Here is a 15965-nt window from a genome sequence, read left to right as displayed (position 1 = left end):
GCAAGATTTATTGAACAAAAAAGAACAAGCAGAAAAAGACCTAACCGATGCGAAGAATAAAGTGGAAGATCTGTTCACGGACGATAAGTTCGATACATTGGAAGACACGACGGATCAAGGGGCGATTGCCGAAGCCCAAAAAGCGGTCAATAAACTTCCTGAAGGTGCAGAAAAAGACCGTCTTCAAGATTTATTGAACAAAGCGCAAGATTTATTGAACAAAAAAGAACAAGCAGAAAAAGATCTAACCGATGCGAAGAACAAAGTGGAAGATCTGTTCACGGACGATAAGTTCGATACATTGGAAGGAACTACGGATCAAGGGGCGATTGACGAAGCCCAAAAAGCGGTCAATAAACTTCCTGAAGGTGCAGAAAAAGACCGTCTTCAAGACTTATTGAACAAAGCGCAAGATTTATTGGATAAAGATATAACGGCTCCAGATGCACCGAAATTGAATGAAGTTACAACAAACAGTAAAGAGGTAACAGGAAGCGGTGAACCTGAAGCAAATGTGACCGTCACCATTAATTCCAAGAAATATACCGGAGTTGTAGGTCCAGAAGGGAAATTCAAGGTTGCGATTCCAAATCAACCAGTCCATACGGTTATTACTGTTACCCTTACCGACGCGGTTGGGAATGTCAGCGAGAGTTCATCTGTTAGGGTAGTACAGTTTATGCCAAGTGAACCTGTAAAGATCAATCCTGTGTACCCAATTGCAGAGGTTATAACTGGAACTGCTCCTGAAGGGGCAACTATCGTTCGCTTATTGGTAAATGGCGAAGCACTGCGTACGGCACCTGTCAATGAAGATGGAACATTCAGTATATACAGTAAGTATGTAGGAGTAGATGAGAATGGAAATAATAAAACCCTACAAGTAGGCGATATCGTAACGGTTGACTACGGTGTTCGGACTCCATCGAACCTACAGGCTCATACTACGGTAATCAAGGAAGCGGAGAAACTGCAGGTGAATCCTGTAGCTCCTAATGCCGATTATGTTACGGGCAAGGCATCGGAGGGAACTAAGAGTCTCCGTTTGCTAGTGAATGGAATAGCGCAGAGAACAGTGTCCCTAACTCAGACTGGGGCAGGATTCATTAATCCAGATGGAAGTTACCAAATTTACAGCCGGTTTATTGTGGATGAAAATGGGGTTACTCGAAGATTGCAAGCAGGAGATGTCATTGAAGTTGACAATGGACCTCTAGTAGTTGGGGGAGAAATAGCAAAAACAGCAGTGAAATAATCAATTCGATAATGATGTAAGAAGGCCTCTCCTATTGGAAGTGGTCCTTCTTACATGTTTGAAAACGCTTCTTAAAGTGTTTGAGTATTTTTTCGTCACAAGGAAAGAAGTCCAATTTTTAAATGAGAAAAAGGTACTGAAGAATCTCTCTATAAGAAGGATTTATATTTTTAAAAAGGAGTGGAATCATGATATTGAAGAGACGGTTCAGAAGTATTGGAATCTGTATATTTACATTAAGTATATTTTTGACAGGCTGCATGTCAGGAGAAAAGGAAGTCCAGAAAGAAATGCAAAAGCAAACGAATACTTCTACTAAGGACGAAACGGATAAAAAAGAAACAGGGCTAGAGAAGACCGTATCTGGCGTAAGTATTGGGATTGAAGAAGCATTGCAGCTCGAGCATCCAGATCAAAAAGGGAAAAAAGTTTTACAGTTACAGCTGAAGGCAACTAATAAAACGGCAGAAGAAAAATTTGTAGACGTTTTTGAAATGTCGGTATGGAATCAAGAGGATAAAAAACTACGTATCTATCCAGGAGATAATCTTGGCACGAAACTGGCTCCTGGAAAAAGTGTAAAAGGTAATGGGTACTATGTGATTGAAGGAAAGGGACCTTACAAGGTGCAGTATGAAAATACTGAAACGAAAGATAAGCAGGAATGGACTATTAACAAAGTGAAGGACATGACAGAGGACGAATCTGAAAAGTAGTATGTAATTTACATTTTGACTGAACATTGGAGTTCCCCCGATGAATGGCCCCCCTGGTTAAAGGTCATTCAATCGGGGGATTTGTATTTCCTGAACGATAAGAAGAATGGAGTATGGATAGAAAAAGACTATGTTCGTTTTTATCAGCTGATTGCTTGAGGGACGTCCATTATAAATGTGAAATGCGTGGGATTAAGTTCAGAATCAAAAATTAATTATGATTATAGGTGTTTTGGCTAAAAAACAGATTTAGTTTTACCCTAACCATGCACTTGTACCTCACGTCAAAAAAACAGGTGATTCTGGTTAAATAGGGTAGATGAATCAAAAACAGAACGCTTCATTCGAAATCTGGAACCAGCAACAAAAATAATTATGATAATTTATTAATGCTGACGATAAAAATTAACGGGAAACTTACAAGGCGACTTTTCAAGGCGGAACTCTAGGTATGTATTTCAATCATAAAAAATGATATATCTGGTCAACTTTGCTGATTAAGAAAGATAGCGTTAGGAATTTGCTGGTTTTTTGTAGTGAATTTTCATTGTGGCCTAATAATTTAAATGTCCGTTATGTTCTGATAAGGAAATGGAGGAGTTGAATCATGATAACAGCGACAACGCAAGAAAGGCAACAACAAAAAAATACTGCCCAATACTCGCACAAATCTGCTCTGCAAAGAGAATTAAAGAACAAGACCGCTAAAGTCGGAGTGATTGGATTGGGTTATGTTGGTCTCCCAACTGCTTGCCATTATGCATCTAAAGGTTATACGGTGACAGGATTCGATGTCTCTGAGACAAAAGTGGAAAGTTTAAATAGCGGAATCAACTATATCAATGATGAAGATAATGACGGGCTTAGAGATTTGATAAACCAAAAGCGGTTTACAGCGACGACGGATATGAAGCAGCTAGGAGACATGAATGTCCTTTTGATTTGTGTCCCGACCCCAGTTAATAAGTTGAAGGAACCTGATATCTCGTATGTGAGGGATGTAGGGAACATTGTCGCTGAACATGCGAATGAAGGTACAATGGTTATTTTGGAAAGTACAACATACCCAGGAACGACAGAAGAGTATATCTGTACACCATTGACAGATAGGGGATATGTGATAGGTGAGAACCTTTTTGTAGCTTATTCCCCGGAAAGAATAGATCCAGGAAATAAAAGTTTTAATTTAAGCAACACGCCAAAAGTTATTGGGGGGATGACGGAAACCTGTACAGACCTAGCGTGCAAGTTCATCGGTTCGACAGCTCATCGTGTTAAGGGGGTTCGTGTTGCAGAATTAAGCAAAATCTTTGAGAACACTTTTCGATGGATTAACATGGCTTTGGTCAATGAAATGACGGTACTATGCAATGAGTTGGAAATTGATATATGGGAAACGATCAATGCGGCTTCTTCAAAACCATACGGGTTCATGAAATTCACCCCAGGCATTGGTGTCGGGGGACATTGCATTCCGGTAGATCCATACTACTTGCTCTATAAGGCAAAAGAACATGGTCATCGGACAAAAATGATTGAAATGGCAGGGGATATCAATGACGGAATGGTTCACTATTCATATAACCGCATACTTGAATTGCTTGCAGCCAATGACAAGCTCATGAAACACTCACATATTGTGGTTTTAGGTGCAACTTACAAAAGTGATATTGGTGATTTAAGGGAAAGCCCGGTCGTCCGCTTACTTGAACGATTACAAAACAAGGTCCAGAATCTAACCGTAATCGAACCCTATGCAAAAGAAATCCGAATCAATGAACAGGTTCTACAGGTGGAAAAATACGATGCTGCCATTCTTCAAAAAGCCGATTTAGTTGTCATCGGAACACCACACAATTGTTTTGACTGGAAAAGTGTCCATGATCATGCTTCATTAATATTCGATTCCAAAAATGTGATGGAGGAAAATGGATTGCTTTCTGATAAGGTCATAAAATTATAGGCCGAGAACAAAAAAAGTGACAAACGAAAAGGTTTAAAGATGGATTGGAGTTGATTGAATGGCGGAGACACTCAATATAAAAGATCTTTTTCAAATGGTGAAAAAACGCATCGTGCTCATTATTATCATCACAACCTTATTAACGGCAATGACGGGGATCGTTAGCTTTTTCATTCTTTCACCTGTTTACCAAGCTTCTACACAAATCTTAGTCAATCAATCTAAAGAAAAGTCAGAACTTTACAATGTAGGTGAGATTCAAACCAATATTCAATTGATTGAAACGTACAGCGAAATCATAAAAAGTCCGATGATGTTAGAAAAAGTCAAAGAACGACTGAATCTTGATATATCAAATACAGCATTATCGGAACAAATCAAAATTGTAAGTAATGGGAATTCACAAATTTTCACCATTAAAGTTGAGGGTGCTGATCCTAAAATTACCGTTAGTGTCGCCAGTGCAATTACGGACATATTCCAAGATGAAATAAAAACGCTTATGAATGTGGACAATGTCAATGTCTTATCCAAAGCAACTATAGGAGATAATTCCTCACCTATAAAACCGAACCCGATCATGAATACGATCGTTGCATGTTTTGCAGGGTTAATCATAAGTTTATTTCTTACATTAATGATCGAATTTTTCGACAAAACAATCAAAGTTGAGTCTGATATTGAAGAACATTTAAAGATTCCGATGCTAGGCATCGTGAATTTAATGGAAAATAAAAAAAAACGGAAATGATAAATCTGTAATTACAACCTCAAGAGGTGAAAAGCTTGACACGCAATATACGGCATAAAAAGACGGAGATTAAAAAAAGAAGCAGTATTTCCATGTTGAAATCGAAGTCACCTGTTGTGGAGCAATATAGGACAATTCGAACGAACCTTCAATTTTCCGCTGTGGAAAAAGACATAAAGACGATGATTTTCACCTCTGCAAATGCAGGTGAAGGAAAATCGACGACTTCAATCAATGTCGCAGCAGTTTTTGCACAGCAAGGGAAACGCGTTCTCATCATAGATGCAGATTTGAGAAAGCCTAGTGTTCATACTAACTTTAATATGGAGAACTACTTGGGGTTAACGAATATCATATCAAAGCAAAATAAATTACTCGATGCTGTACAACCTTCCTTTTACCCTAATTTAGATGTGCTGACAAGTGGGCCAATCCCCCCAAACCCATCGGAGTTGCTTGGGTCTAACGGAATGGTGACAGTGTTGGATGAAGCAAAGCTAAATTATGATTTAGTAATTCTGGACACACCGCCTGTTAATGCAGTCACAGATGCTCAAGTATTAGCGAGTATGACAGACGGCGTGGTTTTGGTGGTGAGCAGCGGAAGCACTGAAATACAGCAAGCACAAAAAGCGAAGGAATTACTTGAGAATGCAAATGCAAAGCTTTTGGGTGCAATCCTAAATAAGAAAAAACAAAAATATCCTGACGAATACTACTACTATGGTAAATAAAATAAGTAGTTTGGAAGTTGTATAAGTTTAGCATTCGTGGTTAGGAAAAAGAGGGATAACGATGATTGATATTCATAGTCATATTTTACCGAAGATGGATGATGGTGCTGGAGATATCCATGAAAGTATAGAAATGGCGAGAAAAGCTGTAGAGCAAGGAATTTCCAACATCATAGCAACCCCTCATTATAATAAGGGGATATATGAAAATGATAAGGAAATAGTCGTGAATGAAACAGCAAAATTAAACCAAGTGCTAGATGACCTGGATATCCCGCTAAAAGTATGGCCTGGGCAGGAAATAAGGATATCCGATGAACTTTCGGATGATTATGACAATAATGAAATCATGGGCTTGAATGGTTCGCAGTACATCCTTCTCGAACTGCCTTCAAACCATGTGCCAGTGTATACGGAACGATTAATTTATGATCTGCAAATGAAAAGGATGACACCGATCATTGCTCATCCAGAGCGGAATTTGGAAATAATAAAAAATCCGCAACTTCTAAAAGAACTGATTTGGAAGGGTGCTTATTCACAAATAACTGCAGGGAGCATCACGGGCAAATTCGGCTGGAGAACAAAAAGGTTTTCCAAATATTTAGTTCAATCAGGTCTTACTCATTTTATTGCATCAGATGCTCATAATGTTGGAAACAGAGGTTTTCAACTCAGGGAAGCACATAAGTTGATTGAGAAGAATTTCGGTCAAGAAATAGTCGATGCCTTTAATGAAAATGCCGAGAATGTTTTGTACGGGATGAAAGTTAAAGAACTCTTGTTTGACTAAAAATATTAATATGGGGAGAAGTAGATTTGACATATTATAACCGGCTTTTCACATTAGTCTTACTGGACGCTGTGATTGTTGTGACGGCTGTATTTTTAAGTTATTGGTTATTACATCCGTATAATGAAATATCGGCATTTATAATGAAAACTACGCTTATTTTGCTTATGTGTCATTATTTCTTCACTGCTTATTTAAAACTCTATAAAAAGGCTTGGGAATACGCCAGTATCAAGGAAATGTTCAATATATTCAAAGTAACGGCCTTTTCTATTACGATTACTGCCGCCTTTCAGCTATACTTTACCCATTTTCTATATATTAGAGAGCTTTTCATTACTTGTATTCTATATATTGCCATGATTGGGTGCTCACGTTTGGCATGGAGGATCTATTTTGAACGATACATTAAGCAATCACCCAATAAAAAAAGAACGTTGATCGTTGGAGCGGGGTCTGCAGGGACGATGATAACGAGTCGGTTGTTAAAATCCAGCAATATAGACTTAGTCCCGGTTGCATTCGTTGATGATGATAAAGCGAAGCTTAGTTTAGAAATCTTCAATATACCAGTTGTAGCAGCAACAAAAGATATTTCTCAAGTGGTTGAACAATACAAGATCGAACATATCGTGATTGCGATTCCTTCTTTGAAAAGAGAAGAAATAAATTCCATCTTTTCGGAATGCACCAAAACTTACAAAAAGACTCAAATTGTCCCTAGCCTGGAAGCGATTGTTCAAGGCAAGGTTCCAATTAATCAATTGCAGGATATCCAGATGGAAGACTTATTGGGTCGCTTACCCGTTCAACTTGATGATAAAGGGATTTTAGAAAAGATTGTTGATAGCACTATTTTAGTAACTGGTGCCGGCGGTTCAATTGGATCGGAAATCTGTCGTCAGATCTTGAAGTATAATCCAGCTAAAATTGTATTGCTCGGGCATGGTGAAAACAGCATTTATGCGATCGAGTTGGAATTGCGAGAGGCTTATGCAGATACAATTGAGATCGTGACCGAAATTGCAGACATTCAGGACCGCCGGAGGATGTTTCAGGTAATCGACCATCATCGGCCTAATATCGTCTACCATGCAGCCGCCCATAAACATGTACCGCTTATGGAGTCCAACCCTAAAGAAGCGGTGAAAAATAACATGATAGGCACGATGAATGTTGCCGAGGCATCAGAGGCTGGAATGGTTAATATTTTTGTCATGGTTTCGTCAGATAAAGCCGTAAATCCGACAAGTATAATGGGTGCCTCTAAATGTTTGGCCGAGATGATGATCTGGTATAAGAGTTTGTCTAGTCATACTAAATTTGTAACGGTCCGATTTGGAAATGTCCTTGGCAGCAATGGCAGCGTCATCCCACTCTTTAAAAAACAAATAAAAAAGGGGGGACCTTTGACAGTCACTCATCCGGATATGATTCGCTATTTCATGACAATTCCGGAAGCTTCAAGATTAGTCATTCAGGCAGGGGTCCTGGCCAAAGGAGGAGAGGTATTCGTACTTGATATGGGCGAACCGGTCAAAATTGTCGATTTCGCTAAAAAGCTTATCCAACTGTCAGGTTACAGCGTTGAAGAAATTGGAATAACTTATACTGGAATCCGGCCAGGTGAAAAATTATACGAAGAATTGCTTGGGGAAGACGAAGTTTACTTGAATCAGATTTACCCGCAAATCCATATTGGAAAACCAAGAGAAGTAAATTGGAAAGCGATAAAAGAGATTATTACAACATATGAAGACATGAGCGAAGAAACGTTAAAAGATAGAATGCTGAATTTGGCGAATTACAGGAAGAATAACAAAATTCCCATACCGTGATAATGCCTCAAATCCGGGTGATGTTAGCAATTAACAGAAAAAGTAAAGCAAGTGTCACAATTTTGATGATTTGCGTTTTTCAATGAAGGAAATTGGGCAATATATTCACCTTTTAAAAAATGTTAAAGAGAAGTAAGAATAATAGATGCTAAGAAATTTTCAATTAATCACTAGAATTCTGTATAGCTATCTGAAGAATACCTTCGTTTACTTGATAACGATACACAATGATAATTTGGGAGGAAAAAATGAAACGGGCCTTTGAATTTTTGATATCTTGTCTGGCGCTTATATCCTGTTCACTTCTTATGCTGTTTATCGTCATCCTAATCCGTTTAAAATTAGGTTCGCCTGTCATTTTTAAGCAGGAGCGGCCAGGATTTAATGGCAAACCATTTTATCTGTATAAGTTCAGAACGATGACAGATGAAAAAGATGAAAAAGGGGATTTGATTCCTGATGAGAAGAGATTAACTGATTTTGGGAAATTACTTAGAAAATTAAGTTTAGATGAATTACCTCAATTATTTAATGTCATGAAAGGCGATGTGAGTTTTGTAGGCCCACGGCCATTATTAATGGAATATCTCCCATTATATACTTCCGAACAAGCAAGGAGGCATGATGTCCGGCCTGGAATGACGGGGTGGGCCCAAGTGAATGGGCGAAATGCAATCTCGTGGGAGAAAAAGTTTGAGCTTGATGTCTGGTACGTTGAAAATCAATCTTTTTTACTGGATATGAAGATCTTATACCTTACCTTGATTAAGGTATGTAAACAAGAAGCCATTACCCAGGAAGGACATGTCACAACCCAAAAATTTGTTGGATAATGGGATGAATGATATTGATTTAAGGTTTACCCAAATTCAACTGTACCTCGAGGTAACAAGAAACCCCAAATTTGATGATGTGAGAAGTGATTTGAATTGAAGAAAATCGTAATAATCGGTGCGGGCGGGCACTCAAAAGTTGTTCAAGATATTGTTGAAGCAATGGGTGAATATCGTCTCATGGCTATTTTAGATGATCAATACGAAGTGCTGAAAAGAAAGGGAAATGTATATTTTGGCCCCATCTTAAGCTATAGAAGCTTATTTATTCATTTTGAATATAAGGTAATTATTGCGATAGGCAGGAACGATTTAAGATTAAAAATCGTAAACGAACTGAATTTAGATGTAATGGATTATGAGACAGTCATTCATCCAACTGCTATAGTGGGTAAAAATGTTTCGATAGGTAAAGGAACGGTCATTATGCCTAATGTCGTCTTGAACGCTGGCGCTAAAGTGGGGAATCACGTCATTGTTAATACGTCTTCAGTCATTGAGCATGATACCCATCTTGATGACTATATCCATATAGCACCAAGTGTTACCCTGACAGGAGCTGTCAAGGTAGGAACTGGTAGCTTGATAGGAGCTGGATCTACGGTCATACCAAGCATAACGATAGGGGAATGGTGTACGGTTGGTGCCGGGTCAACCGTTATTAAAGACATTTCTGATGCATCTACCGCTGTTGGGTCCCCAGCTAGGATAATATAATAAGGAGTGTGTGTGGGATGGAGAATAAAAGATTGTATCTTTCGCCTCCTCATATGAGTGGGAATGAACAAATGTACATTAGACAAGCGTTCGAGACAAATTGGATAGCGCCACTAGGACCGAACGTAAAAGCTTTGGAAGACGAATTTGCCAAATATGCGGGCACTAAGGGAGCGTTGGCAGTAAGTTCAGGAACTGCGGCCATTCATTTGGCATTGCAAGTATTGGGAGTCACCACTGGTGATACTGTATTCTGTTCTTCATTAACTTTTATAGCCAGTGCAAATCCTATCATCTATCAAGGTGCGAAGCCTGTTTTTATAGATTCTGAATCTGATACATGGAATATGTCACCTAAGGCATTGGAACTGGCTTTGGAATATGCGAGGAAAAATCGGAGAATTCCAAAAGCTGTAATTTTGGTCCACCTATTTGGACAAAGTGCAAAGGTAGATGAGATTAAGAGCATTTGCGGGAAATATAAGGTTGCTTTAATAGAGGATGCGGCCGAATCCCTTGGTGGATCTTACAAGGGGAAGCAAACAGGAGCGTTTGGTGATATAGGGATTTATTCGTTTAATGGAAATAAAATCATAACAACTTCTGGAGGGGGCATGCTGGTTTCAAATAACGAGGAATACTTACATAAGGCTCTCTTCCTATCTACACAAGCACGTGATGCAGTGCTTCATTATCAGCATAGCTCGATTGGATATAACTATCGTTTAAGCAATATTCTAGCTGGAATCGGCCGTGCCCAATTAGAAGTATTGGATGACCGTGTTAAAGTTCGGAGAGAAATTTTTGATCGTTATAAAAAAACTTTAGGGAACATACCTGGCATTACCTTCATGCCTGAATTAAAAGATACGATGGGGAATCGCTGGCTTACCGCATTAACAATAGACGACAAAATCAATGGAGTACGATCCAGTGACGTGATTAATGCGTTAGAAGCAGAAAATATTGAGTCCAGACCAGTATGGAAACCATTACATTTACAGCCTGTCTTTAAAAATGCAGCATTTTTTACAGAAAGCGGCGATAAAAGCATTTCAAGTATGTTATTTGAACAAGGTTTATGTTTGCCGTCCGGTTCGGGTATGACATTTGAAGAACAAGAGCGGGTCGTGGAAATTGTAAAGGAAGTACTTGAACCGTCCAAATTAGCCCAATGATTCTTTAGTCGTGTGATACGAGTTAATTCATTAAAGGAACTGTTGCATGCAGTCACATTTAGCAGATATACCAAAGCCCGTTTTCTTACAATGAAAAGGAGGCAAACCAAAATATGAGAATTACATTTAAACAGATTTATCAAGATATCGACAATTTAGTATGTTTATCCAATAACCGAAATGGTTTGAATTTCAGAGAGATTGAGCTTACAAGAAAAAGACTGGTTGAAAATATAAAAGCGATAGAACTGCATACCATCATTTTAAAAAAGAAAGATCCTGGATGAAAATCCCCATATCATCCTTACCTTTTAAAAATGATTTCATTTTTTGGGAGCCTTTTTAAATCCACATTAGAAATGAGGGTGCTTATGAAGATTGGTGATAAAGTTATTTATAAATCAAGGGAGTATAAAATTATTTACATCTATAGAAATGATTTAAAAGCCGAGCTTCTTTCCTTTGATGCTAAGCATGAGAAATTCGAATTAGCGCATATATCCCATTTGATAAAGACTAACCCGGCTTATGTAGAGAATCTACAAAAGGTGTCCCCTTATGAAAATTGTTGAGTAGCGGTTGTTGAATAGAATGCAGATGACACACCACCCTGGAGTTTGGTCAGTCTGTCGAGCAATTCAACACAGTCTTTTTCTTGACTTATCACATCAACATATAAAGATGATGTATCTTTAATATTCTATTGAACCTTGTTGGGGTAGGTATTAAACCTATGAACAATTTTTTCTTCCTCAATATGGATGCCTTCTATGAATTTAACTTTTCATTTTCATAAACCTCTTTACTGACTTTTTACATGAGAGCACTGCTTTTGAGGCGTTGCTCATTTAAATAGTAAGCACTGCATTCTTTTAAGGTGTATTCCCTTAAATCCTCAATAAAGAATGAGGTGTTTTTTTTTGTCCGGAACAAATGAATGCTGTAATGAAACCATTATTGCTTAACGATTGATAAAGCAAAAGAAATTGTTTCTAAAATGAAATGCTTCATTGTTAATTTGGGTTATATTACTAACTGCATTTACATTTTAAACCTTACAACTATACATAGCTTGTTGATAGTATTCGACTGGGCATGCTTGTTACATCAAAGATAAGTTTCAATTATTGATTTCCACATACCACTTATGAAACGACGCAGGAATAAAATTATGGTAAATTTGGGTAGTAAGTAGTGTATATTTTCTGTTATTTTTTAAAAAAAGAGTGAGGGAATTTTTAATATTAGGTATTAATACTCAACTTATATATTAATAGTTTTAGTAAGAAAAGATATGAAAATCAAAAGTTAAAGGTGATTGTATGAATCGATTTACTGACCGCTATTCAAAACTGCTGTATCATTTATTTTATGAGGATAACTGGTGTAGTTTAACAGAGCTATCAAAAAAAACAGGTTATTCGAAAAGCACATTATGGCGGGATATATTGCATATGAGTTCAAATCTTCCACCTGAATGGAAAATTGATAAGAATGAAGTGCAGGGCGTAAGGTTAATGAAACCTAAAAACGGCACCTTGGAAGAGCTTTGGTTTCATCTTAAAAGTGAAAACACCTATTTTCAAACCTTGGAATTAATTCTTTTTAACAATGGAGTAACGATAAAATATATTACTCAAAAAGTGCATATTAGTCGCTCCTCAGTGTACCGACAGTTAGAAAAAATAGAGGAAGTATTAAAAAATGCCGAAGTTCATTTATCAAATAGTCCGTTTAAAATTGTTGGGGATGAAATAAAGATTAGAAGATTCATCATGCAGTATGTAGAGTATATGTCCGGCAATTTAAATGATTTTATTACTTCCTTTAATCTTAAGGAGTTTCAAGACACTTTATTGGAGCTATTGAAGGAACATTCAACTTCTTTACACATGGGTGCCATACAAAGACTAGCGATAATCCTTCATATCTCCAACATTCGAATAACCCATAATTGTTTTGTGACATTCCCAAAAGTGGTTATAGATGAAAATGAAACATCCACAGCATTCGAAATATCAAAGAAACTATTTAAATTCATGGTGAAATGTCCAAATAGGGAGAAACAGATTTCTGAAATTTTATTTTTTTCTTTATATTTTATGAGCGAAGAAATGTCTTTAAATCGTACCCAAGAACTTCGGTACATTCGTTCCAAATTTAATTCGGATAGCGGTAAGCCTTTAGGTCAATTTTTAAGTAATCTATCAAAGAAAATTGGGCTGGATGTTTCTCAGGATGATATTTTCATGTACGAATTTGCGCAAACTCTTCGTGGGATATCGTTTGACTTACAGTTAAAAACGGATACGAGAATAAATAATATTTTGCAATTCGTTCCTTATTTTGAGAATAATGAGTTATTTGTGATCATTGAAGAAATAGCACAATACATATCGGATGAATTTGCTATTTCTTTTGAAAATATAGAAGTATTAGAGATATTCATGTTGGTCCAAGCTTCAATTTTAAGAAAACAAAACCAAATGGTTATAGAGACTGCATTAATTTGCCGATCATATGTAGAGAAAGATTATATTCGTGAGGTATTGAAACATCATTTCGGAAACAAGCTAAATATTTATGTTATGGATTTTTCCGATATAGACTCACTTTTCAGAAAAAATGGGTTTGATATCTTAATAACCACAGATTTAGGGCAGTTAATTAATATTGAACACATTCCTGTATATAAAGTTTCTTCATTTCCAACTCCCTCTGAATTAAAAGAAATTAAGATGTTCACTCGAAAGAATTTCATTGATCGGTATGGTTTAAATCCTAATATTTTATATCCATTTGAAGAAGACATTGATTGAGATCAGTCTTAAGGCATTTATTCACTTGTACTTTACCCCACTGATAACGAACAGTACTATGCAGCAAATAATTTTACCTCGTCTAAGCCTAGGTCATTTCTTTTTTCTCCAAAAGGAGAAGGTGGAATTTACTTATCTGACAGAGTTTAAGGTTGATAATTTACTAAAGGTAAGGGATCCACGAAATTACCGAAGCGAGAACGCAATACATTCCTTCTCAATTTATACCACAGACCATTCTCTTTAATCGAAACTAAAATCACGAAATAGGGACCTGTCTTACTGCTATCAGTGGCTGGTATGTAAATGGCCCCGGTACAACCGGGGCCATGGCCGTTTAGAACCTTTACTGGCTTTATTGAGTAGTTACATATTCATTATTTCCTGCACGCATTCCAACAATGAAAATAAGTGCCGATATTGCGGCCAACATCAATAAGGGAACTGTCCAGCTGTGTGTAATGTCATGAAGCAAGCCGAATAATACTGGTCCAATGGCAGCTAAGAGGTACCCGAATGATTGAGCCATTCCTGATAATTCCGTCGCCTCATGGGTGCTTTGTGTTCGAAGACTAAAGAACATCATCGATAAACTGAATATGGTTCCAACTCCAATCCCGATCAATATCATGCATACTGGTATGAAGAGAGTGCTTCCGTATAATATGCCGAATATCCCTGCAATAAGGAAGACGACAGGCGGGATCACTAACAGACGCTGACTTTGTAAGCGTCCAGCTAAAATTGGCACAAGGAATGTTATTGGAATGACTGCAAGCTGCATGATGGAAAGCATCCAGCCAGCTTCATCGGCGTTCAGGCCTTTTTGCTCCAGGATTTCCGGCATCCAGGTAATTACTGTATAGAAAATAAACGATTGCAAACCCATGAAGAATGTAATCTGCCAGGCTAAACCAGAACGCCATAAGTTAATCTTTTTATCCTTTTGTTCCGTTTGTACATCCTTACCTGAGTTGAATGGCCGTCTTATTTGCGGCATCCATAAAAAAACTGTAATAAGTGATAAAATTCCCCAACATCCAAGGGCACCAGCCCATCCCAACCCCGATGAAGAAGCAAGGGGAATGCTGATCCCGGAACCTATTGCGCCACATAAATTCATGGAAACAGCATAGGTTCCTGTCATCAAACCGATGTTCCTGGCAAAGTTATGTTTAATTAGACTTGGTAACAATACATTGCCTATTGCAATGGCTAAACCGATTAAAATGGTCCCTATGAACAATGTCGGCACTCCGCCAACTGAGCGTATAACAATTCCGATTGTTAGTAATATCAAGGAAAGGAAAAGCGTAAGCTCCATTCCAAAACGCCGTGCTATCCTAGGTGCAAACGGTGATAATAAAGCAAAGGAAAGCAAAGGCAATGTCGTTAATGAACCTGATAATGTATTGGATATCCCCAAGTTATCTCGGATCGAAGTGACAAGGGGGCCAACCGAAGTTAAGGGAGCCCTCAGATTTGCCCCCAGAAGAATGATTCCGATGATGAGTAGTCCAACTCTGGGTTTAATATCCATTTTAGTTTGTTCTAGTTGATTTGCCGCTTGATGAATGCCCATAATCTCCTCCTTACTTACTCTATAGATTTTTTGAATTGTGCAATGTATTCATTCACTGTTTCGATTGCCCGGTTCACATCTTGTTCGATGATGGCATCTACAAGTTTGCAATGAATGTTCAAATGAAAGTTCACATCAGAACTCATCTCCACTATCTGATGGATGGATTCATGCAGGGAGTGTTCCATATGTTCGTACAAATCAATCAATAAATCATTATGTGATGAAACCATAATCGATTTATGCAACTGTATATCGGCTTCTTCGTAAGCCTTGATATCCCTTGCTTCGGCAGCTTTACTGCATGCTGATATATGAAACCGCAATTGTTCTATATCTTCTTGATTACGTCTTAATGCCGCTAACTGAGCTCCCTCTCTTTCAAGGGCATGACGGACCTCTAACGTTTCTAATAAACTTGACTGCTGGATCCTTCTTTCAAATGCTGCCCCCAAGGCACTTGATGACCTTACGAATGTCCCCTTTCCTTGTTTCGTTACTAATAGCCCTGCATAAACAAGTGATCGTACAGCTTCCCTTAATGTATTTCTGCTTACATCGAACTGTTGGATCAAGTCCATTTCAGGGGGAATTTGATTTCCAATTTTCCATTCACCTGATTCGATTAACGATTCGATTTGGGAAACCACTTGCTCTACAAGTGATAAGCGATTTGTTTTAGATATAGACAAGATACACACCTCTAATTTGTAGGATGATTGGGTCATTGGCTATTTTAACATATGTATGTTGAAAATGGAGCAAACGAGTATTTTAAATCCAAAT

15 protein-coding genes are annotated in these 15965 nt (G+C 37.8%); 13 read left to right on the top strand and 2 right to left on the bottom strand.

The window, feature by feature from the left end; genetic code table 11:
* The 13 genes from ACYP5M_RS12870 to ACYP5M_RS12810 form a co-directional block, all read left to right on the top strand.
* The coding region (locus ACYP5M_RS12870) for a toxin Cry1Ac domain D-VI-related protein (RefSeq protein WP_459735131.1) at window positions 1-1255 on the top strand (1255 nt) is incomplete at its 5' end.
* Between the two features lie 188 nt (window positions 1256-1443).
* Complete coding sequence (locus ACYP5M_RS12865; RefSeq protein ID WP_434167827.1) at window positions 1444-1971, top strand: hypothetical protein; 528 nt, start codon at window positions 1444-1446, stop codon at window positions 1969-1971.
* Between the two features lie 607 nt (window positions 1972-2578).
* Window positions 2579-3934 (top strand): nucleotide sugar dehydrogenase, encoded by a 1356-nt coding sequence (locus ACYP5M_RS12860; RefSeq protein WP_434167826.1) that lies wholly within the window; start codon window positions 2579-2581, stop codon window positions 3932-3934.
* A 58-nt stretch (window positions 3935-3992) separates the two neighbouring features.
* Entirely contained in the window at window positions 3993-4685 is a 693-nt protein-coding gene (locus ACYP5M_RS12855; protein ID WP_101223351.1) for a YveK family protein, read from the top strand.
* A 35-nt stretch (window positions 4686-4720) separates the two neighbouring features.
* Entirely contained in the window at window positions 4721-5419 is a 699-nt protein-coding gene (locus ACYP5M_RS12850) for a CpsD/CapB family tyrosine-protein kinase (RefSeq protein ID WP_434167825.1), read from the top strand.
* Window positions 5420-5480: 61 nt separating this feature from the next.
* The gene (locus tag ACYP5M_RS12845) at window positions 5481-6212 is read left to right on the top strand and encodes a tyrosine-protein phosphatase (RefSeq protein ID WP_434167824.1); all 732 of its coding nucleotides are present in this window, start codon (window positions 5481-5483) and stop codon (window positions 6210-6212) included.
* A gap of 26 nt (window positions 6213-6238) precedes the next feature.
* Window positions 6239-8050 carry a polysaccharide biosynthesis protein gene (locus ACYP5M_RS12840; protein WP_434167823.1) on the top strand — a complete coding sequence of 604 codons (1812 nt, stop codon included), beginning with the start codon at window positions 6239-6241 and terminating at the stop codon, window positions 8048-8050.
* 248 nt (window positions 8051-8298) lie between these two features.
* A complete protein-coding gene (locus ACYP5M_RS12835) occupies window positions 8299-8883 on the top strand; it encodes a sugar transferase (protein WP_311735970.1) in 585 nt (194 codons plus the stop codon).
* A gap of 96 nt (window positions 8884-8979) precedes the next feature.
* A complete protein-coding gene (locus ACYP5M_RS12830) occupies window positions 8980-9600 on the top strand; it encodes an acetyltransferase (RefSeq protein WP_434167822.1) in 621 nt (206 codons plus the stop codon).
* 17 nt (window positions 9601-9617) lie between these two features.
* The gene (locus ACYP5M_RS12825; protein ID WP_434167821.1) at window positions 9618-10778 is read left to right on the top strand and encodes a DegT/DnrJ/EryC1/StrS family aminotransferase; all 1161 of its coding nucleotides are present in this window, start codon (window positions 9618-9620) and stop codon (window positions 10776-10778) included.
* A 113-nt stretch (window positions 10779-10891) separates the two neighbouring features.
* A complete protein-coding gene (locus ACYP5M_RS12820; RefSeq protein WP_157831043.1) occupies window positions 10892-11065 on the top strand; it encodes a hypothetical protein in 174 nt (57 codons plus the stop codon).
* Window positions 11066-11149: 84 nt separating this feature from the next.
* On the top strand, window positions 11150-11350 hold the full coding sequence (locus ACYP5M_RS12815; protein WP_101223345.1) for a hypothetical protein: 201 nt from the start codon (window positions 11150-11152) through the stop codon (window positions 11348-11350).
* A 750-nt stretch (window positions 11351-12100) separates the two neighbouring features.
* Window positions 12101-13597, top strand: coding sequence for a BglG family transcription antiterminator (locus ACYP5M_RS12810; protein ID WP_101223344.1), 1497 nt, complete (start codon window positions 12101-12103; stop codon window positions 13595-13597).
* Window positions 13598-13952: 355 nt separating this feature from the next.
* Here ACYP5M_RS12810 and ACYP5M_RS12805 read toward each other — a convergent pair whose 3' ends face one another.
* Both ACYP5M_RS12805 and ACYP5M_RS12800 read right to left on the bottom strand, forming a co-directional pair.
* Complete coding sequence (locus tag ACYP5M_RS12805) at window positions 13953-15137, bottom strand: CynX/NimT family MFS transporter (RefSeq protein WP_230178228.1); 1185 nt, start codon at window positions 15135-15137, stop codon at window positions 13953-13955.
* A 56-nt stretch (window positions 15138-15193) separates the two neighbouring features.
* Complete coding sequence (locus ACYP5M_RS12800; RefSeq protein WP_434167820.1) at window positions 15194-15871, bottom strand: FadR/GntR family transcriptional regulator; 678 nt, start codon at window positions 15869-15871, stop codon at window positions 15194-15196.
* Window positions 15872-15965: the final 94 nt, after the last annotated feature.

The sequence above is a fragment of the Peribacillus sp. N1 genome (assembly GCF_054600815.1).
This window is presented reverse-complemented; position numbering and strand designations above follow the sequence as displayed.